Origin of the sequence: Dysgonomonas sp. Marseille-Q5470 (assembly GCF_951230145.1) — a bacterium.
Taxonomy (GTDB): domain Bacteria; phylum Bacteroidota; class Bacteroidia; order Bacteroidales; family Dysgonomonadaceae; genus Dysgonomonas.
In genome coordinates, this window is record NZ_CATNVE010000003.1 from 282,494 (window position 1) to 307,849 (window position 25,356).

Annotated in this window: 25 protein-coding genes; 16 read left to right on the forward strand and 9 right to left on the reverse strand. The window is 36.9% G+C overall.

What is annotated here, in order from left to right; translation table 11 throughout:
* Position 1 precedes the first annotated feature (1 nt).
* The 5 genes from QOX35_RS07205 to QOX35_RS07225 all read right to left on the reverse strand — a co-directional run bounded on the left by QOX35_RS07205 (position 2) and on the right by QOX35_RS07225 (position 6,015).
* The gene (locus tag QOX35_RS07205) at positions 2 to 1,063 is read right to left on the reverse strand and encodes a bifunctional 3-deoxy-7-phosphoheptulonate synthase/chorismate mutase type II (RefSeq protein WP_006842522.1); all 1,062 of its coding nucleotides are present in this window, start codon (positions 1,061 to 1,063) and stop codon (positions 2 to 4) included.
* Between the two features lie 166 nt (positions 1,064 to 1,229).
* Positions 1,230 to 2,399 carry a pyridoxal phosphate-dependent aminotransferase gene (locus tag QOX35_RS07210; RefSeq protein WP_283686349.1) on the reverse strand — a complete coding sequence of 390 codons (1,170 nt, stop codon included), beginning with the start codon at positions 2,397 to 2,399 and terminating at the stop codon, positions 1,230 to 1,232.
* 39 nt (positions 2,400 to 2,438) lie between these two features.
* A complete protein-coding gene (locus QOX35_RS07215) occupies positions 2,439 to 3,281 on the reverse strand; it encodes a prephenate dehydratase (protein WP_135103901.1) in 843 nt (280 codons plus the stop codon).
* A 267-nt stretch (positions 3,282 to 3,548) separates the two neighbouring features.
* The gene (locus QOX35_RS07220) at positions 3,549 to 4,646 is read right to left on the reverse strand and encodes a sialidase family protein (RefSeq protein ID WP_283686351.1); all 1,098 of its coding nucleotides are present in this window, start codon (positions 4,644 to 4,646) and stop codon (positions 3,549 to 3,551) included.
* A 37-nt stretch (positions 4,647 to 4,683) separates the two neighbouring features.
* Positions 4,684 to 6,015, reverse strand: a complete 1,332-nt coding sequence (locus QOX35_RS07225) for a PhoH family protein (protein WP_135103903.1) — start codon at positions 6,013 to 6,015, stop codon at positions 4,684 to 4,686.
* Positions 6,016 to 6,167: 152 nt separating this feature from the next.
* On the opposite strand from QOX35_RS07225, the gene kdsA reads away from it, so the two are divergent.
* The 15 genes from kdsA (at position 6,168) to QOX35_RS07300 (ending at position 20,781) form a co-directional block, all read left to right on the forward strand.
* Positions 6,168 to 6,962, forward strand: a complete 795-nt coding sequence (gene kdsA / locus QOX35_RS07230; protein WP_135103904.1) for a 3-deoxy-8-phosphooctulonate synthase — start codon at positions 6,168 to 6,170, stop codon at positions 6,960 to 6,962.
* Positions 6,963 to 7,673 carry a 2-phosphosulfolactate phosphatase gene (locus QOX35_RS07235; protein ID WP_283686352.1) on the forward strand — a complete coding sequence of 237 codons (711 nt, stop codon included), beginning with the start codon at positions 6,963 to 6,965 and terminating at the stop codon, positions 7,671 to 7,673.
* Between the two features lie 7 nt (positions 7,674 to 7,680).
* Positions 7,681 to 8,046 (forward strand): YraN family protein, encoded by a 366-nt coding sequence (locus tag QOX35_RS07240; protein ID WP_135103906.1) that lies wholly within the window; start codon positions 7,681 to 7,683, stop codon positions 8,044 to 8,046.
* Positions 8,047 to 8,121: 75 nt separating this feature from the next.
* Positions 8,122 to 8,493, forward strand: a complete 372-nt coding sequence (locus QOX35_RS07245) for an MmcQ/YjbR family DNA-binding protein (RefSeq protein ID WP_283686353.1) — start codon at positions 8,122 to 8,124, stop codon at positions 8,491 to 8,493.
* The gene (locus QOX35_RS07250; RefSeq protein ID WP_283686354.1) at positions 8,490 to 9,230 is read left to right on the forward strand and encodes a biotin--[acetyl-CoA-carboxylase] ligase; all 741 of its coding nucleotides are present in this window, start codon (positions 8,490 to 8,492) and stop codon (positions 9,228 to 9,230) included. Before QOX35_RS07245 ends, QOX35_RS07250 begins: the two co-directional genes overlap by 4 nt.
* A gap of 14 nt (positions 9,231 to 9,244) precedes the next feature.
* The gene (locus tag QOX35_RS07255) at positions 9,245 to 11,581 is read left to right on the forward strand and encodes a glycoside hydrolase family 3 N-terminal domain-containing protein (protein WP_283686355.1); all 2,337 of its coding nucleotides are present in this window, start codon (positions 9,245 to 9,247) and stop codon (positions 11,579 to 11,581) included.
* A 157-nt stretch (positions 11,582 to 11,738) separates the two neighbouring features.
* Positions 11,739 to 12,194, forward strand: a complete 456-nt coding sequence (locus QOX35_RS07260; protein WP_283686356.1) for an arginine repressor — start codon at positions 11,739 to 11,741, stop codon at positions 12,192 to 12,194.
* Between the two features lie 46 nt (positions 12,195 to 12,240).
* Positions 12,241 to 12,843 (forward strand): GNAT family N-acetyltransferase, encoded by a 603-nt coding sequence (locus QOX35_RS07265; RefSeq protein WP_283686578.1) that lies wholly within the window; start codon positions 12,241 to 12,243, stop codon positions 12,841 to 12,843.
* On the forward strand, positions 12,840 to 14,039 hold the full coding sequence (locus tag QOX35_RS07270) for an argininosuccinate synthase (protein ID WP_283686357.1): 1,200 nt from the start codon (positions 12,840 to 12,842) through the stop codon (positions 14,037 to 14,039). Before QOX35_RS07265 ends, QOX35_RS07270 begins: the two co-directional genes overlap by 4 nt.
* Before the next feature lie 42 nt (positions 14,040 to 14,081).
* The gene (locus QOX35_RS07275) at positions 14,082 to 14,456 is read left to right on the forward strand and encodes a GxxExxY protein (RefSeq protein WP_283686359.1); all 375 of its coding nucleotides are present in this window, start codon (positions 14,082 to 14,084) and stop codon (positions 14,454 to 14,456) included.
* A gap of 46 nt (positions 14,457 to 14,502) precedes the next feature.
* A complete protein-coding gene (gene argC, locus QOX35_RS07280) occupies positions 14,503 to 15,471 on the forward strand; it encodes an N-acetyl-gamma-glutamyl-phosphate reductase (RefSeq protein WP_283686360.1) in 969 nt (322 codons plus the stop codon).
* A 109-nt stretch (positions 15,472 to 15,580) separates the two neighbouring features.
* On the forward strand, positions 15,581 to 16,711 hold the full coding sequence (locus tag QOX35_RS07285) for a glycosyltransferase family 4 protein (protein WP_283686361.1): 1,131 nt from the start codon (positions 15,581 to 15,583) through the stop codon (positions 16,709 to 16,711).
* 229 nt (positions 16,712 to 16,940) lie between these two features.
* Positions 16,941 to 18,296, forward strand: coding sequence for a MutS-related protein (locus QOX35_RS07290; protein ID WP_283686362.1), 1,356 nt, complete (start codon positions 16,941 to 16,943; stop codon positions 18,294 to 18,296).
* An 11-nt stretch (positions 18,297 to 18,307) separates the two neighbouring features.
* Positions 18,308 to 19,645 carry a MutS-related protein gene (locus QOX35_RS07295; protein WP_283686363.1) on the forward strand — a complete coding sequence of 446 codons (1,338 nt, stop codon included), beginning with the start codon at positions 18,308 to 18,310 and terminating at the stop codon, positions 19,643 to 19,645.
* A 14-nt stretch (positions 19,646 to 19,659) separates the two neighbouring features.
* Entirely contained in the window at positions 19,660 to 20,781 is a 1,122-nt protein-coding gene (locus QOX35_RS07300; RefSeq protein ID WP_283686364.1) for an aspartate aminotransferase family protein, read from the forward strand.
* A 30-nt stretch (positions 20,782 to 20,811) separates the two neighbouring features.
* Here QOX35_RS07300 and QOX35_RS07305 read toward each other — a convergent pair whose 3' ends face one another.
* Together QOX35_RS07305 and QOX35_RS07310 are read right to left on the reverse strand one after the other, a co-directional pair.
* Complete coding sequence (locus QOX35_RS07305) at positions 20,812 to 21,225, reverse strand: DUF2752 domain-containing protein (protein ID WP_283686365.1); 414 nt, start codon at positions 21,223 to 21,225, stop codon at positions 20,812 to 20,814.
* 63 nt (positions 21,226 to 21,288) lie between these two features.
* Entirely contained in the window at positions 21,289 to 21,672 is a 384-nt protein-coding gene (locus QOX35_RS07310; protein ID WP_135103918.1) for a CD225/dispanin family protein, read from the reverse strand.
* 124 nt (positions 21,673 to 21,796) lie between these two features.
* On the opposite strand from QOX35_RS07310, the gene QOX35_RS07315 reads away from it, so the two are divergent.
* Positions 21,797 to 22,534: a glycoside hydrolase family 25 protein gene (locus tag QOX35_RS07315; protein ID WP_283686366.1), complete on the forward strand. Its 738-nt coding sequence runs from the start codon at positions 21,797 to 21,799 to the stop codon at positions 22,532 to 22,534.
* Between the two features lie 67 nt (positions 22,535 to 22,601).
* Here the strand turns inward: QOX35_RS07315 and QOX35_RS07320 are convergent, their stop codons facing one another.
* Together QOX35_RS07320 and QOX35_RS07325 are read right to left on the reverse strand one after the other, a co-directional pair.
* The gene (locus QOX35_RS07320; protein WP_283686367.1) at positions 22,602 to 24,662 is read right to left on the reverse strand and encodes a M13 family metallopeptidase; all 2,061 of its coding nucleotides are present in this window, start codon (positions 24,660 to 24,662) and stop codon (positions 22,602 to 22,604) included.
* Positions 24,663 to 24,676: 14 nt separating this feature from the next.
* Positions 24,677 to 25,345 carry a GDSL-type esterase/lipase family protein gene (locus tag QOX35_RS07325; protein ID WP_283686368.1) on the reverse strand — a complete coding sequence of 223 codons (669 nt, stop codon included), beginning with the start codon at positions 25,343 to 25,345 and terminating at the stop codon, positions 24,677 to 24,679.
* Positions 25,346 to 25,356: the final 11 nt, after the last annotated feature.

Here is a 25,356-nt window from a genome sequence, read left to right on the forward strand (position 1 = left end):
GTTACTTGTTTAATATCTCAACCTGTTGTCTTACAGATTCTTCGTGTATTGCTTCCAGAACCACACGCATAAAGTCAGGATTCATACTCATAGATGTAGCCTGAGCAATTCGTTTCTGTAGAATTTCGTCATAACGGTCTGTTTGAACAACGGTTAGGTTGTGCTCTTTCTTGAATGTACCTATTTCGCATGATATGCGCATACGTTTTGCAAGTAATTCCAGCAACTGATCATCTAGTTCGTCTATTTGTCTGCGAAGGTCAGAAAGGTCTTCTGTCGATTGCTTACCATCACGAATAATAAGTGCTGTCAGTATTTCTTTTAGTCTCACCGGTGTTACCTGTTGAGAAGCATCACTCCAAGCATTTTCAGGGTCGCAATGAGTTTCTATAATCAATCCGTCATAGTTTAAGTCCATTGCTTGCTGGCATAGCGGCTGTATAAGGTCACGTTTTCCTCCGATATGACTTGGGTCACAAATAACAGGCAGATCAGGAAAACGACGTTTCAGTTCGATCGGTATATGCCATTGAGGCAGGTTTCTGTATATTTTCTTGTCGTATGAACTAAATCCACGGTGTATTGCTCCTATCTTGGTCAGACCTACATTGCTGAGGCGTTCAAGAGCACCGATCCATAACTCTAAATCGGGATTAACAGGGTTCTTTACCAATACCGGGATATCAACACCCTGTAGCGCTTCTGCTATTTCCTGAACTGCGAACGGATTTGCTGTTGTACGGGCACCGATCCATAACATGTCTATCCCATATTTAAGGGCTTCATAAACGTGTTTCTGTGTTGCAACTTCAGTAGAAACGTACATTCCAGTTTCTTGTTTCACTTTTTTGAGCCAAGCAAGACCTTCGCTGCCAACTCCTTCAAATCCACCCGGTTTAGTGCGAGGTTTCCATATTCCGGCACGAAGGATTTTTATACCGTCTGCTGCTAGTTGCTTTGCTGTATTCATTACTTGTTCTTCGGTCTCGGCACTGCATGGACCGGCTATTACAAGAGGACGTTTCGGGTCAACTCCCGGAAGTAAAATTGAGTCTAGTTTCATATTTATTTTAATTTGTTTTTTGATTATTCTATATTTTAGCTAAAAAGTGACAAAAGTGACAACTTTTATTATGTTTTTATCTGTTACCTTTTATTTACTGTCTATAATTTAATACTCTATAATAGATAAATTTAGGCTATCCTGATAAATGGTATTGTGGCAATCATTAATTTGTTACCTTCTTTATTCTTTCCAAGGCCTCTTTCAGCATGTCTTCATTGCAGCACAAAGAGATACGTATATATCCTTCTCCTTTGTTCCCGAAAATGAATCCCGGGGTTAGGAAAACATTCGCTTCGTATAAAATTTTATCAGCCAATTCTTCGCTGCTTTTGTATTCTGCCGGAATCTTTCCCCAAAGAAACATTCCCGATTGTTTTTTATCAAAAGTGCAACCTAACTCTTTCATAATAGCTTCTGCATATTGACGGCGATTACTGTATAATTTGATATTGTTTTCTTTGTGCCATTCGTCCGAATTGTTAAGAGCGGCAATGGCTGCCAACTGTATAGGTTTTAGTATTCCACTCTCGATGTTGGTCAGAACCTTTAGCACCCATTGTATAAATTGTGTATTTGAAGCCAATGTCCCAATTCTCCATCCGGGCATATTGTGCGATTTACTCATCGAATTGAGTTCGATACATATATCTTTCGCTCCTTCTACTTGTAGTATGCTTAACGGCTTTTCGTTAAGAATAAGACTGTAAGGATTATCATGAGCTATGATTATGCCATGTTTCTTTCCAAAAGCAACTATTTTTTCAAATAATTCGACCGTAGCATTTGCTCCTGTAGGCATGTTAGGATAATTAATCCACATTAGCTTTACATTCGATAAGTCTAGCTTTTCCAAAGCATCGAAATCCGGTTGCCAATTGTTATTCTCATCCAAGTCGTAAGAGACAATATTTGCCCCAACAAGCTTGCTCACAGAGCTATATGTCGGATACCCCGGATTAGGTACTAATACTCCGTCTCCCGGATTGAGAAAAGCCAGAGAGATATGTAAGATCCCTTCTTTCGAGCCTATCAAAGGTTGTATCTCATTTGCAAAGTCCAGATTTACATTATAAGTTCTTTTATACCAATCAGCAAAAGCCTTACGCAACTCGGCAATACCCACATGTGGTTGATAGCCATGTACATCTTTTTTTATTACAGATTCACACAGGGCTTTTGTGGTTTCTTCGGAAGGAGGGAGATCCGGGCTTCCCACTCCGAGACTAATCACATTTTTTCCCATTGCGTTCATTTCGGCTACTTCTCTTAGTTTTTTCGAAAAGTAGTATTCACTTACTGTATTAAGGCGGTCTGCCGGTACTATTGTTCTCATATTGTTATTAGCAGTTTGCTATTGTTAAATCGTGTTTTTTTATAATTCGCTTTGTTTTCCGTTTGGATATTCTCCCAAAAGCTTTAGTTCACTCGTTAAAGGGCGAATTGCCTGTAGCGATTGCTTGTATCGGGTAAGATCAGAAAATGTGAGGTCTACATAGAACTGATATTCCCATTCTCTGCCTATTATTGGTAGAGATTGTATCTTAGTCAAGTTGATGCCGTAGAAAGAAAATACGGATAAAACTTTCGATAAGCTGCCTTCGCTATGTGGAGTTGTGAATACAATAGACGATTTATTCAGCACTTCTCCTTTTTGAAGTTCGTCTACCACCCATGGATTCGCTATAATAAGAAAGCGAGTAAAATTGTGCTTATTTGTCTCAATTCCCCTCGCTAAGATGTTTAGTCCATAAATTTCGGCCGCTTTGGTGCTGCATATCGCAGCAGTGGTCGATAGATGTTTCTCTGCTACATCTTTTGCAGCCAAAGCCGTATCTTCATGCTCTATAATCCTAACACCCGGTAGCGTATCCAGGAATTCTGTACATTGCATGAGTGCAATCGGATGCGATTCCACTTCTTTTATATCATGAATTGTTTGTCCGGGCAATGCCGCCAGACAATGAGAGATGCGTTGTTTGTATTCTCCTGCTATAGGGAGTTTATTTTCTTTTAGCAGATCGTAGTTGCCCAGAAGGCTACCGGCGATAGTGTTCTCTATGGCTATAATCCCGATTGTATTCGGTTCTTTTTTGATTGTTGTGAAAATATCACGAAAAGTAATGCATGGAACAATTTCGACTTCTTCTCCGAAAAAATTCTCTGCGGCTATCCCATGATATGCACCTAATCCTCCTTGTATCGCAACTCTTTTCATAAAATGTTATCAAAAAAAAATCCCGTCATATTTGACAGGATTCCATATATTCTTGTTGTTTTAATTCTCTCCAAATTTCTCATACAAAATCCTGTTCTACTTTCTAAAGTAAAAGTAAAAAAAGAAAAAGTATGTATAAGAAAAAATATTCATTCTAACGCTTGTTGTTTTAAATGTGATTACAAAAGTAATATTTTTTTGAATATTGCAAGCATTTCACTCTTTTTTTATTCAGAAAATTGTAAAAATGAGGATTTCTAGTTGTTATTACCACTTTCCGTTTACGATTGTTTCACTTTTAAGTAGTGACGGATCAACTTTTACGTATTTAATTTTTTCTCTGCGCCACGTGTATACTATGTGTATCATACCGTCTTCCCCTTGTATAACCGATGGGTAGGAATATTCCTTTATTGGAGAGTCTTCGAGAATGAGTGATGCTTTCCAGGTAATTCCATCGTCAGATAGAGCGACATTAAGCGGAGTACGAGCTTTATCCTTATATGCACTCTCTGATGCTGCTACATGATTGTACACCATTAGTTGGCATCCGTCTTTGAGTGTTACGGCATCCGTCCCCGAGTTGTTATTTGGTAAGTAAAGAGCTATAGGATCGCTCCATGTTTCTCCTTCATCTTTCGAAAAAGCGGATATGATATGTTCGTTCTGAGAGCGACATACTATTTGCAATACATTATTGCTTAATGTTAATATACTTGGTTGAATAATATTCCAAGGTTTGCTGTTGATCGGAGATGTTTTTCTCCAAGTTTTCCCTCTGTCTTCGGTAAATTCCATGTGAACCTGCCATCCATCGTTCTCGGTACTCGATGCGCAAATTAGTTTGTTACCAATCAGAATCGGTTTATTTTTTATTGGACCCAGAAAACCTTCCGGTAGCGCTTCGGGTTTTGTCCATGTTTGTCCGTCATCGTATGAGCGGATTAGGTAACCTGTCCAATCTTGCACATTCTTTCCTATTTTATAAAACAATAGCAATTCGCCATCGGGATATTGAAATAAGACCGGGTTATAACAGGCCTTCCTTAAAGTATCGCTCACGATGCCATCCGCTACCTTCACAGGCGGAGTCCATCCTGTTGCAGTATGACGAGAAGTATATATATTGACTTCGGGGTGTCCCTCGTATTTTCCGCCAAAAAATGCCGTAATCAAACCCGACGGGGTTTCAGCAATTGTAGCTGCATGAACCGAGGGGAATTCAGCAGAATCATAAATGAATTGATCCACTAGGATACCTTCTTTCCATTTATGATTATCTGCACTTTGGGCTAAACAAGGGATAGTGAGTATACTTATTGTTGCGATGAGTATACTATAAGCTCGGAAATAGAATTTGTCCATTTATATTTCTTGAAATGTTATTTTTTTTAGATTGTTATTACAATAATATACTAGCTATCTCCGATAGTTTACTTCTTTCTCCTTTTATCAGATTGACATGTGCGAAAATATCTTGTCCTGTCATTTTATCTATCATGTAAGCCAACCCATTTGACTGAGCATCAAGATAAGGAGAATCGATCTGTTGTAAATCTCCTGCAAAAATCATTTTCGTACCTTCACCTGCACGGGTTATAATGGTTTTTATTTCGTGAGGTGTCAGGTTTTGAGCTTCATCGATAATACAGATCATCTCAGATAGACTTCGTCCGCGAATATAAGCCAATGCTTCTATCTCCAGCTTCTTACTTGCCTGCATCGCTTCTATATTCTTGTACTCAGCACCACCGTAAGGAATGTGATTTTTTATTACAGATAAATTGTCGAAAAGAGGCTGCATATAAGGTGCTATTTTTTGTTTTTCGTCACCGGGTAAGAATCCCAATTCTTTGTTTCCTAATGCAACGATAGGGCGGGCGAGGAGTATCTGGTCAAAGTTTTCACTTTGTTTCAATGCTGAAGCTAAGGCCAGTAACGTTTTTCCTGTTCCAGCTTTTCCTGTAAGTGCTACTAATTTTATTTCGGGATCGGTGAGTACCTCCATCGCAAATGTTTGTTCCGCATTTCGTGGTTGTATGCCGTAACAAATCTGCTTGTCTATTTTCTTTATCTTTTTAGTAAACGGATTGTATCTGGAAAGCACGCTTTTTTTACCATTCTTCATCACGAAGCATTCATTCGCATTAACCGAAGTTTCCAGATTGAACTGATCGAGATCAACACCATTAGGATTTGCATACAGTTCATCGATAACCGAAGACTCCATATCCTTGAATGTTTTGTGCTGTCTTTCAAATAAAAAGATATCAGGAACTTTGTCATTTATATAATCTTCTGCCAGAAGCCCGATTGCACGAGCCTTCATTCGCAGGTTTATATCTTTGGTTACCAGTATGGTTTTTGTTTTGCTGTCACGCTCCGAGATGTCAAGAACAGATGATAATATACGATGGTCGGGTATTCTCTCCGGAAATATCTCAGTTATCCTTTCTTGAGATTTTATACTTGTATCAATAAAGAGATTGCCTAAACCGTTGCCTAAAGATATTCCTTTCGTAAATAAGTTGTCGTCTGTTATTGCATCCAGCTGGCGGAGAAATTCGCGGGCATTATAGTTAATCTGATCATTCCCTTTTTTGAACTTGTCCAGTTCTTCCAAAACTACAATGGGAATATATATGTCATTTTCTTCAAAATTATCTAAGCACCTGAAATCATGTAGTATTACATTTGTATCCAATACAAAGTTTTTCTTTTTGGCTTTTCCCATAATTATCATGTTTTTTTATATAACAATAAAAATAGCTTAATTCCTTTAATATTGCTAATAAATAATATCAATGACAAACCTAAAATTTCTGAAAATGGCAGAATGTTTGTACCTTTGAAGACTATTTTATCTAGTAATCAAACAAATAAAAAATGAATATAGAGAACTTAAAAAATGATAATTTTTTCTTGCTAGCAGGACCATGTGTTATCGAGGGAGAAGAAATGGCACTTCGTATTGCAGAAAAAGTTAAAACTATAACAGATAGACTAAATATTCCCTATGTATTTAAGGGTTCCTATAAGAAAGCAAATCGATCTCGTGTAGATTCTTTCACCGGAATTGGAGACGAAAAGGCTTTAAAGATACTTCGTAAGGTAGGTGAGACTTTTGGTATTCCTACCGTAACGGATATTCACGAAACTCATGAGGCTGCAATGGCCGCAGAATATGTTGATGTTTTGCAGATTCCGGCATTTCTTTGCCGTCAGACTGACTTGCTCATCGCAGCAGCCAAGACAGGTAAAATAGTAAACATAAAGAAAGGTCAGTTTCTGGCTCCGAATGGAATGCAGTTTGCAGCGCAGAAAGTATTGGATTCGGGAAATAAGAATGTAATCCTTACCGATCGTGGTACATCTTTTGGCTATTCTGATCTTGTGGTAGACTTTCGAGGAATACCTGAAATGAAAGAATTTGGTTTTCCTGTCGTATTGGATGCAACACACTGCCTGCAAAAGCCGAATCAGGCTTCAGGTGTAACAGGGGGGCAACCAAAATTGATAGAAACGATGTGTAAAGCGGGTATTGCTACAGGGGTAGATGGATTATTTATAGAAACACATTTCGATACAGCAAATGCTTTGTCGGACGGAGCTAATATGCTTCCGCTAGACCAGCTTGAAGGGCTGATGGAGAAATTAGTAAGAATAAAAGCTGCGCTATAGATGAAAGTTGATGTTTGTTTTTCTCCTGCTTTGTATCCTTACTATGCCGACAGTAATAACTATATTGTAGTAGTGGTTGATATATTCAGGGCTACTACAACCATGTGTGCTGCCCTGAAAAATGGAGCTAAGTGTATTATTCCGGTAGCATCTATCGAAGAAGCCCAACAATATAAAGCTAAAGGATACTTGGTTGGTGCAGAGCGGAATGTGAAACGTTGTGATTTTGCTGACTTTGGAAACTCACCGTTTGACTATACAGAGGACAGGGTAGAGAGTAAAGAAATTGTGTTTACAACGACAAACGGAACTCAGGCAATCGAAGCCGCTGCAAATGCAGATATTTTGACTATCGGAGCTTTTTCGAATATAAGTGCATTGACTGATTTTTGCATACAAAAGCAAAAATATGTAATGATACTCTGTGCGGGGTGGAACAATCGTTTTAATATTGAAGATACATTATTTGGCGGAGCTTTAGCCGATAGGTTGATGGCAAAAGGATATACGTCTGCTTCAGATGCCACGCAGGTTGCTTTATCGATGTGGCAAGAGGCAAAGTCTGATTTAAGAGGCTATATAAATCGTACCGAACATATCAAGCGGCTTGAAGCGAATAACTTGCAAGATTCTGTTGAATACTGCTTAACTGTGGATACGGCAAATCTCGTTCCTTTGTATGATAATGTAAATAAAGTTTTAAAGCTTTAAGTAGTCTATGGCTGAGCATAATGATCTTGGGAAAAAAGGTGAGGAGGCAGCAGTTAATCTTCTTAAACAAAAGGGGTACAAGATCATTGAGCAAAATTGGACTTATGAGAAATACGAAATAGATATTATTGCTCGAAACGAAGAGTTTATTATTTTTGTAGAAGTAAAGACAAGAAGTAGTAATTATTGGGGACATCCCGAAGACGCAGTATCGAAACGGAAAATAAAAAGGATTGTAGAGGCGGCAGATTTCTATTTGAAGGAGTTTAATATAGATTTACCGGCCCGCTTTGATGTTATTGCAGCAATTTGGACAGGACAAAAGTTCGAAATAGACCATATAGATGATGCATTTTTTGCGCCTATAAACTGATACCTCATTATTTGCGATCATCTGTATAAATTTAAGAAAATCTTATTTGAAGAACAAGATCTAATAAATCAGAAAATGAATATAGAAGAAGCGCGCGAAGCCTGTATTGCTATAAAAGGAGCGACAGAGACATTTCCTTTTGGGGAGGATGTCTTAGTTTACAAGATCATGGATAAGATGTATGCTTATATGGCGTTGGATAGTAAAGATGGAGAATTTTGGCTTAACCTCAAGTGTGATCCGGAGAAAGCTATCGAGCTGCGTGAACAGTATACGGGAATAAAACCCGGATTTCATTCTAATAAAAAATATTGGAATACAATTGTTCTTGATAGCGATGTGCCTGATAAACTTATTAAAGAATTGATTCTTCACTCAGTAGACGAAGTAATAAAGAAACTCCCCAAAGTAAAACAAACAGAATATAATAACTTACCAAATAGTTGAAGACTGTGCCTGAGATAATTCACATTAGTGAGACTAACTCGACTAATAATTATTTAAAAGAACTACTCCAGACACAGAATGTTGATGAAGGTACTGTCGTTTGGGCAGATTTTCAGTCGGCAGGGAAAGGTCAGCGAGGGAATGGCTGGGAGTCTGAAGCGGGAAAAAATATTCTTTTTAGTATTGTCTTGTTCCCTGGCTTTATAAAAGCGGGAGAGCAATTTATACTATCACAGATTGTATCTCTAGCCGTAGCAAATTGTCTGCAAGAATATACAGAGGGTATATCTATAAAATGGCCTAACGATATCTATTGGAATGAAAAGAAAATATGTGGTATCCTATTAGAAAACACTATTCTCGAAGATAATATAGGTCATTCTGTTGCGGGTATTGGCATTAATATCAATCAGGAAAATTTCAGAAGCGAAGCTCCGAATCCTGTATCTCTGAAACAGATAACTAACAGACACTATAATCTTGAGGAAATACTAAAGACTGTTGTTAATAATATCAATGCGTACTACCAGCAAATAAAAATTGGCAAGACCGATTCTCTGATAAAACAATATAAAGAATCTCTTTTCAGGAAAGATGGTTATCATCTATACAATGATGGACTATCGAATTTCCTTGCCCGAATACAAGATGTTGATTCTTCGGGAATCCTTATTTTAAAAACGAAAGAAGGTGAAGAAAGACATTTTGCCTTTAAAGAAGTTAAATATATCATATAAGAACACATATACTTATGAATTATTTTAAATTAAGCATTATTGCTCTCTTTCTATTTCAAACAATAAGTGCTCAACAAGCCTATAAGTACAAAAATCCAAAGCTGTCAAGCGAAGAGCGTACTGTCGATCTTATCAGTCACATGACTTTGGAGGAAAAAGTAGGTCAGTTGCTTTGTCCTCTTGGTTGGGAGATGTATGAACGGAACGGAGATCAGGTGACACACTCTAAAAAGTTTGAAGAGTATGTTCAACAGCGTCATATAGGTATGCTCTGGGCTACTTTTAGGGCAGACCCATGGACTAAAAAAACATTAGAAAACGGATTGAGTCCGAAGTTGGCTGCTAAAGCGGGTAATGCTTTACAGCGCTATATAATGGAGAATACACGCTTGGGTATTCCTATTTTCCTTGCTGAAGAGTGTCCTCATGGGCATATGGCGATTGGTACTACTGTTTTCCCCACTGCAATAGGACAAGCGGCAACATGGAACCCTAGTCTTATCCAACAAATGAGTGCGGTAATATCCAAAGAAGCACGTTCTCAGGGTTCGCATATCGGATATGGTCCCGTCTTAGATTTGGCAAGAGAAGCCAGATGGTCTCGTGTGGAAGAAACGTATGGAGAAGATCCTGTACTGATCTCTAAAATGGGAGAAGCCTTTGTGACAGGTTTTGGTAGTGGAGATTTGAGCAAACCATACAGTTTGATTTCTACTTTAAAGCATTTTGTAGCTTATGGAATCCCCGATGGCGGACATAATGGTAATAGCAATAGTGTGGGAATGCGCGACTTGAAAGAAAACTATTTACCTCCATTCGAAAAAGCTGTTAAAGCAGGGGCTTTGTCTGTGATGACTGCTTACAACTCTGTAGATGGTATTCCTTGTACATCGAACGAATATTTGCTAAAGGATGTACTATGCAAAGATTGGGGTTTTAAAGGCTTTACTGTGTCTGATTTGGGTAGTATCGAAGGATTGAGAGGAAGTCACTATGTTGTATCAACAATACAGGAAGCTGCTATATTATCCTTAACGTCAGGACTTGATTGTGACTTGGGAGGTAATGCTTTCTTTACATTATCTGACGCCGTAAAAAAAGGAATGGTTAGTGAAACTCAGATTGACTCGGCTGTATATAAAATACTTAAATTGAAATTCGATATGGGACTTTTCGAAAATCCATATGTGGATGAAAACAATGCACAACAGGTTGTTAGAACACAAGAAAATATGGCATTGGCAAGGCAAGTAGCAAGAGAGTCGATTGTATTACTCGAAAACAAAAATAATGTCTTACCTCTTAATAAGAGTAGAATAAAGAAAATTGCTGTGATAGGTCCTAATGCTGATAATGTATACAATCAGTTAGGTGATTATACAGCACCACAGGATGATAGTAATGTTAAGACTGTTTTGGATGGTATCAGATCTAAGCTTAAACAGTCGCAAATAGAATATGTAAAAGGCTGTGCTATCAGAGATACCCTAAACACTGATATCGATAAGGCTGTACAAGCCGCCCTAAGATCGGATGTGGCTGTCGTTGTGGTTGGAGGTTCCAGTGCACGTGATTTTAAAACAAAATATATAGAAACAGGTGCTGCTGTTGCTGATGAGCATAGCATAAGCGATATGGAGAGCGGCGAAGGCTTTGATAGAGTTAGTTTAGATCTTATGGGAAAACAATTAGAGCTATTGAAGGCTATAAAAGCCACCGGCAAACCTTTTGTCGTGGTGTATATTCAAGGTCGTCCGCTGAATATGAACTGGGCAGCAGAAAATGCAGATGCACTATTGTCAGCTTGGTATCCGGGGCAAGAAGGCGGCAATGCGATAGCTGATGTTCTGTTTGGTGAATATAACCCTGCGGGACGTCTACCAATGTCTGTAGCTAAATCGGTAGGACAATTGCCTGTATATTATAATCACAGGAATCCGGCAAGTCACGATTATGTGGAGATGACTAGCAAGCCATTGTATAGTTTCGGTTATGGGCTTAGCTTTACTAGTTTCGAATACAGTAATCTGAAGATTAATAAGAGCAATTCAGGTGTTGAGGTTACTGTAGAACTTCGAAATTCTGGAAATCTTGATGGTGACGAAGTTGTTCAACTATACCTCAGAAATAATAGGGCTTCTGTTGTGCAGCCTATTATGCAGTTGAAAACCTTTGAAAGAGTCAATTTGAAGAAAGGTGAGACCAAAACGATTAAGCTTCTACTGACAAAGGACGACTTTTCTATTATAGATAAGAAAATGAATAGAGTTGTTGAGCCGAACGGAGACTTTACTTTTATGGTAGGTAGTTCTTCTGATAATATTAAATTACAAGAGAAAATATCATTATAAAGATAAGTTTGTAAGAGATAAAGCATAGCAAATCAAATTTGATGAAGACTGTAGTATATTGCTACAGTCTTTTTTATTTATATATTTTATACATTAAAAATTTCAAATATGCAATATAATGTATATTTTTGCATCTTGTTTGTATATTTATACATGTATGACTAAAAGATTCAGACACAAAATAATAAAAGAAGTGCTTCAGACTAATGAAATAAATAGTCAGGATATGCTGCTTAAGATACTTACAGAAAAGGGCTTTGAGCTTACTCAGGCTACGCTGTCGCGCGATATCAAAGAATTGAAAATAGTTAAAGCACCGACATCGAAAGGGACATATACATATCAGTTGTCAGAAGCGAAGGTTATGACTCCGGAAGAATCTCCGCTTTCATCCTTTGGGTTTGTAGGGATAGAATTCTCAGGACAACTGGCTATAATCAAAACCCGCCCGGGATATGCAATGGCGATAGCAGGTGAAATAGACAATAAAGCTTCAAAATATATTTTGGGTACAGTGGCCGGTGATGATACAATACTGATTATACCAAAAGAAAATGTGAGCAGAGAGGAAGTTATAGCTTCACTATCTACCTTTATTCCAAACATTGAATAGATCAACTAAAATGAACAATATAGAAGAACTTGTGTTAGATAAAAAAATGGAGGCGCAACAACAACTCACCATACAAATAGCCGGAGAAGAGCATCTTGGCTATGTGCAAACAATATTAGATACTATAGAAGCTGCGGCAAAAGTTCGTGGTACAGGGATTGCAAAACGTTCACCTGAATATTTGGAACTTAAAATAAAAGAAGGCAAAGCAATTATAGCCCTTATCGGGGAAGAGTTTGCTGGTTTTTGCTATATCGAATCGTGGGGAAACAAGCAATATGTTGCTAACTCGGGACTTATTGTTGTTGAGAAATTCAGACAACATGGCTTAGCGAAAAAAATCAAGCAACATGCTTTTTCGCTGGCCAGAGCGATGTTTCCTGATGCAAAGGTATTTGGTTTAACCTCGGGAGCAGCAGTAATGAAAATAAATACCGAACTTGGTTATGTGCCTGTGTCATTTGCTCAGCTGACGGATGATGACGCTTTCTGGCGTGGTTGTCAAGGTTGTGTAAATTACGATGTGCTTACTCGTACCGAGCGTAAATACTGTATTTGTACAGCGATGCTTTTCGATCCGGAGAAGCAAAAAGACAAGAAAGAAATAAAAATAATCATAAAAGACCTAAAAAAGCAATTGAAGAAATGAAAAAGAAAGTCGTTTTAGCATTCAGTGGGGGATTAGATACATCGTTTTGCGCTAAATATTTATCTGCTGACCTTGGATATGAGGTATATACAGCAATTGCAAACACGGGTGGATTTACTGCTGACGAACTTAAGGTTATAGAGCAAAAGGCTTATAAACTAGGTGCTGCAAAACATGTTAGTCTTGATATAACACAAGAGTATTATGAGAAGAGCATCAAATATATGATCTTTGGCAATGTGTTGCGTAATGGTACATACCCTATATCTGTTAGTTCGGAGCGTATTTTTCAGGCAATTGCTATTATCAACTATGCAAAAGAAATAGGAGCTGACGCTGTCGCTCATGGAAGTACAGGTGCAGGTAATGATCAGGTTCGTTTCGACTTGACTTTTGATGTGCTTGCACCGGGTATCGAAATAATTACTCCAACACGCGACTTGCTGCTCACTCGTGAATATGAAATCAATTATTTGAAAGAGCATGGGTATGAAGCAGACTTCACAAAAATGGAGTATTCCATCAACAAAGGTCTTTGGGGTACAAGTATCGGTGGGAAAGAAACATTGAAATCGAATCAAACTCTTCCAGAGGAAGCATATCCTTCTCAATTGAAAAAACAAGAGTCGGAAACACTGACTATTGACTTCGAAGAAGGTGAAATAGCTGCTGTTAACAGTGAAAGATATACTGATAAAGTAAAGGCTATACAGAAAATTGAAGAAATTGCTTCCGCTTATGCTATAGGTCGCGATATGCATATAGGTGATACTATTATAGGTATTAAGGGACGTGTGGGTTTTGAAGCCGCTGCACCCATCGTTATCATCAATGCTCATAAAATGCTGGAAAAACATACGCTTACCAAGTGGCAACAATATTGGAAGGATCAGGTAGGTAACTGGTATGGCATGTTTTTACATGAAGCGCAATACCTAGAGCCTGTGATGCGAGATATAGAAGCTATGCTCGAAAGTTCGCAGCGCAATGTCTCAGGTCGTGTTATCATAGAACTGAAACCTTATCATTATACTCTTGTAGGGGTTGAAAGTGATTTTGACTTGATGAAGGCTGACTTTGGTGAATATGGCGAAATGAATAAAGCATGGACTTCCGACGATGCCAAAGGATTTACCAAAATATACGCTATGACAAATAAAATATATCATAGTGTGCAGAAGAAAAACGGAAAATAAATTAGTATTAAACACAGAGTAAAAAGAGTAGAAAAGAGTTTTATGTTTAAAGAGCAGGAATTAACAGGTAAAATATTGAAATGTGCATATAATGTGCACTCTACTTTAGGACCTGGATTGCTCGAAAGAGTATATGAAGAATGTCTCTTTTATGAAATGATAGAAAGCAATTTACTCGTAACACGTCAGGAAGAAATGCCAATAGAATATAAAGGCATTGAAATAGAGGCTGGATACAGAATAGATTTGCTTGTTGAAAATAAAATTATTATAGAATTGAAGGCTGTTGCAGAGTTACAGCCGATTCATACTGCTCAATTATTTACATATTTGAAACTATCAGGATGTAAAATCGGATATTTGATTAATTTTAATGTTAAATCTTTGAGAGACGGAATAAAACGATATTCAATATAAACTCTTTTCTACTCTTTTTACTCTGTGTTTCAATAAAAATAGAACAATGATAAAAGCAGGAATAATAGGTGGAGCAGGCTATACAGCCGGAGAACTGATAAGGATATTGCTCAATCATCCGCAAGTAGAACTTGTATTCGTAAATAGTACAAGTAATGCAGGGAACAAGCTGACAGATGTACATGGAGGCCTCTTGGGAGAAACAGATATGAGTTTCACCGATCAATTACCCTATGACAAGATTGATGTTTTATTCTTCTGTACAGCACATGGTGATACTAAGAAGTTCTTGGATGCCAATGATATCCCTAATCACTTGAAAATAATTGACCTTTCTACAGATTATCGACATAAAGCAGTAGGAAATAATTTTATTTATGGTCTTCCTGAGTTGAATAAAGAAGAAATCAAGCAGTCTTCCTATGTGGCTAATCCGGGATGTTTTGCAACAGCTATACAGTTAGGATTGTTACCTTTGGCAAAAGCAAATAAGCTGACTTCTGAGATTCATGTGAATGCTATCACAGGATCTACCGGGGCAGGGGTGAAGCCTTCTGCTACATCTCATTTCAGTTGGCGTGAAAACAATATATCAGTTTATAAAGCTTTCGAACATCAGCATCTGACGGAAATCAAACAGTCGCTAAATCAGTTACAGGTAAATTTTGGTGAAGATATTAATTTTATCCCTGTGCGTGGAAACTTCACGAGAGGTATTTTTGTATCTACCTATATCAATTACGACGGTACAATAGAGGATGCAGAGAAATTGTATAAAGATTATTACAAGGATAGCCCGTTTACGATTATATCGGATAAGAATATCGATTTAAAACAAGTTGTAAATACAAATAAATGTGTTTTACATCTTGAGAAACATGGTAATAAACTGCTTATTCTTTCATGTATCGACAATTTAGTAAAAGGAGCTTCCGGTCAGGCAGTGCATAATATGAATCTGATTTTTGGTTTGGAAGAAACTATAGGGTTGAATTTGAAAGCATCTGCTTTTTAGTTAAGATTCTTTTCCTTGTCAAGCTTAGTTTTTAACGAAGCATATCCTATTATAACTAAAAAGAGATTCTTTTGAATAATATCTTTATCTTTACTTAAAAGAAAGAGTTATGAACATAACCTATGTAACAAACTTTCCATCCACAGACATAAAGCATTGGTCGGGCACTGTGCATTTTATGGCAACAAATCTGGCTAAATACTCCAATCTGGATTATATAACAGGTTTGCAGGAAGATTGGACATTCTCGCTGAAGGTGAAGAATAAGTTATATGGGCAAAACAAAATATATCGTGCAGACCGGTCACCCGAATTCGGAAGGAGTTATGCAAGGCAGATCTCAGAACAACTGAATCCGACTACAGATATATTATTTTCTCACAGCTCTACTCTTATGTCTTATCTGAAAACAAATAAGCATAAGGTTATATATACTGATGCTACGTTTGCTTCGATGATAAATTACTATGACTATTTTACAAATCTTAGTCAGCAGTATATTAAAGAAGGAAATCAGATGGAGCAATTATCATTAGACTCAAGTAGTTTGGCTATTTATAGTTCTCAGTGGGCTGCTGATAGTGCAATCAAAGATTATAATGCGGATAGGGATAAAGTAAGGATTGTACCCTTTGGTGCAAATATCTCTACTCAGAAAATATCTTTAGAGGAGATAAAAGATATACTTAAAAAAAGAAGTACAGATGTTTGTAAGATTCTTTTCCTAGGTGTTGACTGGTTTCGCAAAGGTGGTGATATTGCTATCGATGCTGTTAGGTATTTGAATGAAGAACTACTTCAATCAGCCGAATTACATATTGTAGGTATCGATGATTTGTCGGTAGAAAACTTACCACCTTATATAATCAATCATGGGCGTATAAGTAAAGCTACTCCCGAAGGGATGAAAAAGGTAGAAGATTTAATTTTACAAAGCCATTTTCTTTTTATCCCATCACGGGCAGATTGTACACCGATTGTTTTTTCTGAAGCGATGTCGTATGCTGTTCCGTGTGTATCGGCTGCAACAGGAGGAATTCCTTCTATCGTGAATGATACGAATGGGATAATCCTAAGCCCCCAAGTAGAACCTAAAGAGTATGCGCAACAGATATATAAAACATTCGAGGATAAAAGCTATTATAATGAGTTGGCTCTGTCGGCTTACCATGACTTCGAATCCCGATTAAATTGGGATACAGCAATGAAGACCATTGTAGGTTATATGAAAGAATTGTAAGGATTATATTCCGCTTATAAGATTATCTATTATAGAAGTTTTTTAAGGATAAAGTAACAATAAAGAGTATACTGATAAGTGTTACTTTTACGTACGTTTCGCTCCTGTGACCGTTGGTTGTCACCTTTTAATAGAAAGTCAGAGTTCTTAAAATAAAAAACTATAAGGTTTATGGAAAAAGGTTCTACTGTATATCTATTTTGTATAGAACCGATAAAACCTTATAATCATGAAATATATGAAATTTGAAGTAGATAGTCAGACAAAAAAAGATCTAGAAATCTTTGAAACAGTCAAAGAAGGATTGTCTGTTGTTGGTTTATTTAATCATACACAATGCATTGGAGGTAAGAAAAAGTTATACGAGTATCTTGCAAATCCTTTGGCTGACTATAAGCAGATCACGGAAAGAAAGGAGACGATTGCCTTTTTTCATAAGCATTTCCCGAATGGTCTGAACCTGGATAAGGATGCTTTGGATTTTACTGAATACTATCTACGGCAGCCCGATTATCCGACACGGATGCCTTCTTGGTTTACGGCTATAGAGAAAATGATTGCGGACAAAATAAGTACAAGCAGTAATGAATACTACCTTGCCGAAAAAGGAGTTACTTCGACTGTAGACCTCCTAAAGAATATATATGAGTTTTCTATTATCTTGTCAGACAAACTTAAAGAAGCTGATGCTCCTGTATTCTTAGTGAAGAATAACGAAATTGTTCTGGAACTTTTCCAAAAAGAGGCATATAAAGAGATAAAGGATATGAAGAAATACAAGTCTTATGATATAATGAGGCTCGATTATATGTTTCGCTACACCGATAAGAAACATATACATTTCTTCCTAGACCTTGTACATGAATATGATGCCTTGTTTGCGGTGGCAAAAGCGGCTGCTAAATATCATTTGCAATACCCTGAAATATTACCTGAAACAGAGACTGTACTTGACTTGGAAGGGCTATTTCATCCTTTTGTAGAGAATGCTATCTCGAATGATGTGCATTTCGACAACCAGTCGAATCTATTATTCATATCGGGACCTAATATGGCGGGTAAGTCAACATTCCTAAAAGCGCTAGGTGTGGCTGTATACTTGGCACACGCAGGTTTTCCTGTTCCTGCCGGTAAAATGAAAATCGGTATTTTGTCCGGATTAAGTACAACTATAAATATTTCGGATAATCTGAGTACAGGCTATAGCCATTTCTATGCCGAAGTAATGAGGATCAAGGATGTGGCTCATCGGCTGGAAGCAAATAACAGAATATTGGTTCTATTCGACGAGCTTTTTAGAGGAACAAATGTGAAGGATGCTTACGATGGAACAGTAGCCGTTGTTTCTGCCTTTGCTAAAATTAGAACCTCATTTTTTGTTATATCAACCCATATTGTAGAAGCGGCAAGAGAGTTGGAATCAAAAGCTAATATTCAGTTCAGTTACTTTGATATAAAGGAAGAGGACGGGCATCCGGTTTATACCTATAAATTGAAAGAGGGAGTATCGGATGTAAGACTTGGGATGTACATAATAAACAAAGAGGGTGTGATAGATTTGATAAATAATATAAATTGTACATAAAAATAGATTGAATGGAATTTAAAATTGATAATCAGACATTAAAGGATCTTGAACTTTTTGAAACAGTAAAGGGAGGAAAGTCTGTATTCAATTTATTCAATCTTACCCGTTGTTTAGGTGGTAAAAATAAGCTTTATGATTTCCTGAGATATCCTCTTTGTGACTATCTTGAGATAAACGAAAGAAAAGATGCAATATCTTTCTTTAGTTCCAATCAGATAAAAGAAGAATTGGAAATAGATAAAAATTCTCTTGATTTCGTAGAGCATTATTTAATACAAGAGAATTATCCAACAACGCCACCATCCAAATTGGCTGCTATAGAGAAAAAGTTTATTAATAAATTAAACCCTAAGAATGAATATTATATAGTTGAAAGAGGTGTTGATTATACTATCGATATGATAAACATAATATATCGTTTTTCTAAAATCTTGACACAAAAAGAGTGTCCGACCTTAATAAAAAGAAATAATGATAAAGTTCTGGCTTTGTTCTCTGAGACAGAATATTCAGAGATACTAAAGATCAAAAGCCTCGAAAAGATTGATAGTTATAGTACTGCAAAGTATGATTACATATTTCGCTATACGCATAAAGAACGAATTCGTTTTTTACTTCATCTTATATATGAATATGATGCATTTATAGCAGTAGCAAAGGTCGCTAATAAGTATAAATTCTCTTATTCAAATATATTGCCATCGGGTCAAAATAGAATGCAAATAAGTGGATTATTTCATCCCTTTGTAGAGAATTCTGTAAAGAATGATGTAGGGTTTGAATCAGAAAAGAATATACTTTTTGTAACAGGACCTAATATGGCAGGTAAATCTACGTTCTTGAAATCTTTAGGCGTTGCTGTATATTTGGCTCATGCAGGTTTTCCTGTACCTGCTGAAAAAATGGATATTAGTGTTCTAACAGGGCTATATACAACTATAAATATAGCAGATAGTCTAAATTCGGGCTATAGTCATTTCTATTCAGAGGTGTTGAGGGTAAAATATGTGGCGAACGAATTGAAAGAAAACAGAGCATTGGTTATATTTGATGAGTTATTTAGAGGTACTAATGTAAAAGATGCTTATGATGGAACTTTGGCTGTTGTTGAAGCATTAACTGAGGTGAAGAATTCGTTCTTTGCGGTATCCTCTCATATTGTAGAAGCAGCTTATAAATTGAATGACATATCGAACATACAATTTGCTTATTTAGAAATTATAAAGCGAGATAATATTCCCGAATATACCTATAAACTAAAAGAAGGGATTTCTGAAAACAGACTTGGAATGTATATACTTCAGCAAGAGAAATTGATAGAGACAATAAAAGAAATAAATAACTAATTAATATATACAAAATGAAATTATTTGATGTGTTCCCATTGTTTGATATTAACATAGTGAAAGGTAATGGATGCTATGTATATGATGACAAGGGAAATGAATACTTGGATTTGTATGGCGGGCATGCTGTGATATCGGTAGGACATACTCATCCGTACTATGTAGAAAAACTAACAGATCAATTGAATAAGCTTGGGTTTTATTCAAACTCTGTTATAAACAAATTACAACAGGAGGTTGCTCAAAAACTCGGAGAACAATGTGGCTATCCCGATTATTTTTTATTTCTGATAAATTCGGGTGCAGAAGCAAATGAAAATGCCATAAAGCTTGCTTCCTTCCATAATGGACGAAAAAAGGTGTTGGCCTTTGCAAAAGCGTTTCATGGGCGTACATCAGCTACAGTTGCGGCTACAGATATTCCGGCATATTCAGCTCCTGTGAATATGAATCCGAACTATGTGTTTGCTCCATTCAATGATATTGAATTTATAAAGAAAGAGCTTGCTACTAAAGAATATTCATCTGTTTTGATTGAAGGTATTCAGGGTGTTGCAGGAATACAAGTTCCTGAGGACAGCTTTTTAAAGCAGCTTCGTGATGTTTGTACCGAGACAGGAACGATCCTTATATTGGACGAAATACAATCGGGATATGGGCGTAGTGGTAAGTTTTTCGCTCACCAGTATGCAGATATACAAGCTGATATTATAACTGTAGCTAAAGGTATCGGTAATGGTTTCCCTATGGCAGGCGTGCTCATCAATCCGATGTTTAAGGCTGTATATGGTCAGCTTGGTACTACCTTTGGTGGTAATCATTTGGCTTGTGCTGCTGCTATTGCAGTATTGGATATTATGAAAGAAGAGAAGCTGGTAGAGAATGCTTACAATGTTGGTGAATACCTGATGCAAGAGTTGAAAAAGATTCCTCAGATAAAAGAAGTTCGTGGACGAGGATTGATGATTGGGATGGAATTTAACGAACCTATTAAAGAGAAACGATCGAAGCTTCTTTTCGAAGAGAAAGTCTTTACAGGAGCTACAGGAACTCATGTGTTCCGCTTATTGCCTCCTCTTTGTTTGACTATCGATCAGGCAAATGTTTTCCTCGAGAGGTTTAAGAAAGTAATATAATGAAAAGTGGCGAAAGCCACTTTCTTTCTTTTATTGAGGAGGAGATAAGTAAATAAAAGGAGATATGGGTATGTTCCGTAGGATAAAGAATATGACTAACACGGCGGTAAAGATATATCCCAGCTTCCCCGAAAAGTTAAAGTATTTCAGATAGTTCTTATTCTTTAATATGTAAACCTGAGCTAAGAGGAAATATATATATAGCAAGAAGGGGAGTATAATTATTAATAGAGCATTATACCGTAATGCTTGCAATATATTTCCGTGTAGCAGATGATAAAAAGATCGTTGACCGCCACATCCGGGGCACTGAAGTCCTGTTAGCTCGTGAAAACTACACTGTTTGCTCCATATATTCCCTGTTGTTGCATAATAATTGTAATAGACAAATGCTATGATTAAAGGAATAGCTATGATAATGATATATCCTATATATTTTCTCATATAAAAAAAGAAAGGTAATTGCTACGATTACCTTTCCAAATATATTAATTATTTAGTATTTATTTATTCAGCATATTTTAGAACCTCTTTGTATTGTTCAAGTACAGCATCCATTCCGCCTGTGATAAACATAATAATACCATAGATTAAATTGAGTGCGAATAATCCGATGGCAATCAGAGCAAAAATCTTAGCCTTTTGTGCATTTCCCTGTGCTGCCTCATATTCTCCGGCATTATATTTTGAATCTACTTGTGTAGAAAATACGATTGCAATAACACCTAATATCAGTCCTATACAGCATGGTGAGCATAGTCCAAGTACTGTACCTACAATTGATAATACCAAGTTATTATCGGGTTTAACAGGTTTAGCAAAATCATCTAAATTATTAGCCTGATAGGGAGATGATTGGTAATCTTGATTTTCTGTATTAAATTCTGACATAACTATCTGATTTTTAAGATTAATAATTTTTATCAAAAATAAATATAATTTCTACATATTAAAAGAAAATAGTAATTATTATCTTCACTAAAAATAATATTATCGTGTTAACTTTAATATCTGTATGAAAAAGAAACTCATCATATATTCTTCCCTTGGTGCGATATTGATTATAGCTCTTGTTATAACCGGCTTATACTTTGCTTATACTAAAGGATATATACGAATGAACTACCCTTCTTTTGAAGAGTATCCGGTACAAGGCATAGATGTTTCTCATCATCAACAAACAATTGATTGGGGAAAATTAGACAAGCAATCCGTTCAATTTGCTTTTATAAAAGCTACAGAAGGAGGTAATCATAAAGATTCTCTTTTTCAGGAAAACTGGAGACTAGCCATTCATCATAATGTACCGGTAGGTGCTTATCATTTTTTTACATTTTGTAAAGATGGCGATGCACAGGCCAGAAATTATATTCATTATGTACCTAAAGATAGTATAGATCTTCCGCCGATTATCGACTTGGAGTATGGCGGGAATTGCCAGCAGGAAAATCGTAAGGAAGATATTATTGCAGAAATTGCCAAGTTTATAGAGATTCTAGAAAATCATTATCAACGGAAGGTGCTTATTTACACTACAAATGAGTTCTATAAGAATTACATGATCGGACAGTTCGTTGATAATCCCATTTGGATAAGAGATATAGTTTCTAAGCCAAAACTGCCTGATGGGCGTAAATGGTTATTTTGGCAATATACGAATAAAGGGAAAATAGAAGGCATAAAAACGGATGTTGACCTGAACGCATTTGCCGGAACTAGAGAGGAATTTGAGCAACTGATAAAAAAAGATTGATAATAAGGCTATAAAATAAAAATGGGTTCGTAGAAAACGAACCCATTTCTTTTAAAACCTATTTATATTACCAGATATCAGCTCTCTTTTCTTTTGGAATATATAGAGAATCTTTTTCTGTGATATTAAATGCTTTATACCATGCATCGATATGAGGTAATGTACCGTTTACACGCCATTTACCTAAAGAGTGCGGGTCTGTTTTTGTACGACGTAGGATTTCTGCATCACGAATATTACCTGCCCATACTCCTGCATAAGATAAGAAGAAACGTTGAGCCGGAGTAAAGCCGTCTATTTTATCGCCTTTTTTAGCTTCATCTGTTTTTTCGAATGCATTGTATGAAATTTGAAGTCCACCAAAGTCTCCGATGTTTTCTCCCAAAGTAAATGTTCCATTGGCAAATACACCCGGAAGAACCTCTATCTTGTTGAAGTGTTGAACAAGTACCTGAGCTCTTTCGTTGAATTTCTTAGAGTCTTCTTTTGTCCACCAGTCCGACAGGTTACCCTCTTTGTCATATTTAGATCCTTGATCGTCAAATCCGTGAGACATTTCATGCCCGATAACAACACCGATAGCTCCATAGTTAACCGCATCATCTTCGTTTAGATAGAAGAATGGAGGTTGTAGAATTCCCGCAGGGAAACAAATTTCATTCGTTGTTGGATTATAGTATGCATTCACCATTTGCGGAGGCATATGCCATTCGCTCTTATCTACAGGCTTGTTGATCTTTTTGATCATTTCGTTATGATCGAACTCACTTGCCCGTACTACATTTTCCCAATAAGAGTCTTTCTTTATATTAAGCGTTGAATAGTCTTTCCATTTGTCCGGATAACCAATCTTAACTGTAAAAGAGTTCAGTTTTTCCTGAGCTTTAGCTTTCGTTGCATCGCTCATCCATGTCAAGTTGTTGATGCGTTCGCCCAATGTTACTTGCAGATTTTTCACCAACTTCAGCATTCTTTCTTTAGCTTCAGCAGGGAAGTATTTTTCTACATACATTTGACCTACAGCTTCGCTGAGAGCTCCATCCACAACTCCTACAGCACGCTTCCAACGAGGTTGTAATACTTTGCGGCCACTAAGTTGTTTTCCGTAGAAGTCAAAGTTTGCATTTACAAAATTGTCGCTAAGATACCCGGCAGCAGAATTTATCAAGCACCATGAAAGATAAGCTTTCGATTCATCGATAGGTAGTGTATGTATCAAATTTACGGCTGTTGCAATCGGTTTTACCTGAGCTACATTGATCTCTGTAAAGTCTTTAGCATCCGCTGCATCGAAGAAGGCTTTCCAGTCAAAATTAGCTACTGATTTATTCAGATCGGTAACATTCATTTTGTGATAATTCAATTCCGGAATTCTGGTGTCTTCTTTTTTGAAGTGATCTTTTGCTAAAGCTGTTTCTATTTTTAGAACTACGTCAGCTGATTTTTGTGCATCAGCTTCGCTGTAGCCCGCATTTACAAATTGAGTCTTTATCAAGTTGAGATATCCTTTACGGATGGCAACCGATGTAGAGTCTTGTGCTACGTAATAATCGCGTTCTCCTAATCCGAGACCTCCCTGGTATAGTTGAACAATATTCATAGAACTATTCTTGTCGTCGGCACCTACATATAGACCAAAGAATGGAGAGTTCGCATATTTTCTTAGTTCTCCCGTTAGTTTTACTATATCAGCTGTTGTAGAAGCTTTGTTTATATTATCCAACTGAGCTTTTATTGGTTTTGCTCCGTCGGCATTGAGCTTCGTACTATCCATTCCCAACGCAAACAGGTCTCCAATCTTTTGAGCGATAGAACCTTGGTCATGTTTTGTTTTACCCAATTCTTCAATAAGACCTTTTACTTGCTCTTGATTTCGTTCAGCCAATTGATCGAACGAACCATAGCGTGCATATTCGTCTTTCATAGGGTTTGCCTTTGCCCAACCGCCTGTAGCGTATTGGTAAAAGTTATTGCCGGGGATAGCTGTAATATCCAAATTGGCAGTATCAAATTTCTGTGCGATATTCATAATATCAGCATCCGAGTCCTGTGCGCTTGCCTTTTGTTTACAGCTCACTTGCGTTAGAGCGAGAGCGGCAATCGGTAAATAGAAATAGATTTTGTTCATATAAATTAAATTAGTTACTCCTCTACATATTTTCGTATTTGGTCTACCCAAACTGTGTATCCGTTATCGTTCAGATGCAATCCGTCCGTTGTGTATCTGGCATCTAAGGTTCTGTCTTCGCTCAAAAATGCAGGATAAATATTGATAAAGGTTATATTCTCCTTTTCACAGAAAGCTTTTAACTCTTTATTCAACTGTTCTATCTGCCACTCTTTATTCAACATTCGTTGATATACATTTCTATTGTTGTTGATTGGCAATAGACTTTGAACATAGATTTTTGTATAAGGCGAGCCTGTTTCTATTTGGTAGATGATAGACTTGATGCCTATCATTATTTTCTCATTCGATCTGCTGAGAGATATATCATTGATTCCTGCCATGAGGAATACTTTCTTTGGCTTAGCAATTATAATTTCGTTTAACCGATTGAGCATCCCCAATGTATTGTCACCCGCTATGCCTCTGTTTACAGGTTTTTGAGTAGGGAAGTATTCATTCCATTTACCGCCTTGTGTCAAACTATTCCCTAAAAATATTATTTGCCCATTAGTCAGAGGGTTTGCCTTGAAGTAAGCCATTCTTTCGAGATAGGTTTTATTTTCAAGGATATTTTCTTGTATTTCTTGTGCCGATAAAATCATAGTACAAAATAACATCAAAATTGACAATATAGTTCTCATAGAATGCAAAT

Coding starts and splice junctions, on each gene's coding strand:
- QOX35_RS07225 (WP_135103903.1), bottom strand. CDS start 6,015: ATGGGAAAAGCCAAAAAGAAAAACTTTGTATTGGATACAAATGTAATA.
- QOX35_RS07275 (WP_283686359.1), top strand. CDS start 14,082: ATGTTTAAAGAGCAGGAATTAACAGGTAAAATATTGAAATGTGCATAT.
- QOX35_RS07320 (WP_283686367.1), bottom strand. CDS start 24,662: ATGAACAAAATCTATTTCTATTTACCGATTGCCGCTCTCGCTCTAACG.
- QOX35_RS07290 (WP_283686362.1), top strand. CDS start 16,941: ATGAAATATATGAAATTTGAAGTAGATAGTCAGACAAAAAAAGATCTA.
- QOX35_RS07265 (WP_283686578.1), top strand. CDS start 12,241: ATGGAGGCGCAACAACAACTCACCATACAAATAGCCGGAGAAGAGCAT.
- QOX35_RS07325 (WP_283686368.1), bottom strand. CDS start 25,345: ATGAGAACTATATTGTCAATTTTGATGTTATTTTGTACTATGATTTTA.
- QOX35_RS07300 (WP_283686364.1), top strand. CDS start 19,660: ATGAAATTATTTGATGTGTTCCCATTGTTTGATATTAACATAGTGAAA.
- QOX35_RS07255 (WP_283686355.1), top strand. CDS start 9,245: ATGAATTATTTTAAATTAAGCATTATTGCTCTCTTTCTATTTCAAACA.
- QOX35_RS07205 (WP_006842522.1), bottom strand. CDS start 1,063: ATGAAACTAGACTCAATTTTACTTCCGGGAGTTGACCCGAAACGTCCT.
- QOX35_RS07285 (WP_283686361.1), top strand. CDS start 15,581: ATGAACATAACCTATGTAACAAACTTTCCATCCACAGACATAAAGCAT.
- QOX35_RS07245 (WP_283686353.1), top strand. CDS start 8,122: ATGAATATAGAAGAAGCGCGCGAAGCCTGTATTGCTATAAAAGGAGCG.
- QOX35_RS07260 (WP_283686356.1), top strand. CDS start 11,739: ATGACTAAAAGATTCAGACACAAAATAATAAAAGAAGTGCTTCAGACT.
- argC (WP_283686360.1), top strand. CDS start 14,503: ATGATAAAAGCAGGAATAATAGGTGGAGCAGGCTATACAGCCGGAGAA.
- QOX35_RS07210 (WP_283686349.1), bottom strand. CDS start 2,399: ATGAGAACAATAGTACCGGCAGACCGCCTTAATACAGTAAGTGAATAC.
- QOX35_RS07215 (WP_135103901.1), bottom strand. CDS start 3,281: ATGAAAAGAGTTGCGATACAAGGAGGATTAGGTGCATATCATGGGATA.
- QOX35_RS07315 (WP_283686366.1), top strand. CDS start 21,797: ATGAAAAAGAAACTCATCATATATTCTTCCCTTGGTGCGATATTGATT.
- QOX35_RS07235 (WP_283686352.1), top strand. CDS start 6,963: ATGAAAGTTGATGTTTGTTTTTCTCCTGCTTTGTATCCTTACTATGCC.
- QOX35_RS07310 (WP_135103918.1), bottom strand. CDS start 21,672: ATGTCAGAATTTAATACAGAAAATCAAGATTACCAATCATCTCCCTAT.
- QOX35_RS07270 (WP_283686357.1), top strand. CDS start 12,840: ATGAAAAAGAAAGTCGTTTTAGCATTCAGTGGGGGATTAGATACATCG.
- kdsA (WP_135103904.1), top strand. CDS start 6,168: ATGAATATAGAGAACTTAAAAAATGATAATTTTTTCTTGCTAGCAGGA.
- QOX35_RS07240 (WP_135103906.1), top strand. CDS start 7,681: ATGGCTGAGCATAATGATCTTGGGAAAAAAGGTGAGGAGGCAGCAGTT.
- QOX35_RS07305 (WP_283686365.1), bottom strand. CDS start 21,225: ATGAGAAAATATATAGGATATATCATTATCATAGCTATTCCTTTAATC.
- QOX35_RS07295 (WP_283686363.1), top strand. CDS start 18,308: ATGGAATTTAAAATTGATAATCAGACATTAAAGGATCTTGAACTTTTT.
- QOX35_RS07220 (WP_283686351.1), bottom strand. CDS start 4,646: ATGGACAAATTCTATTTCCGAGCTTATAGTATACTCATCGCAACAATA.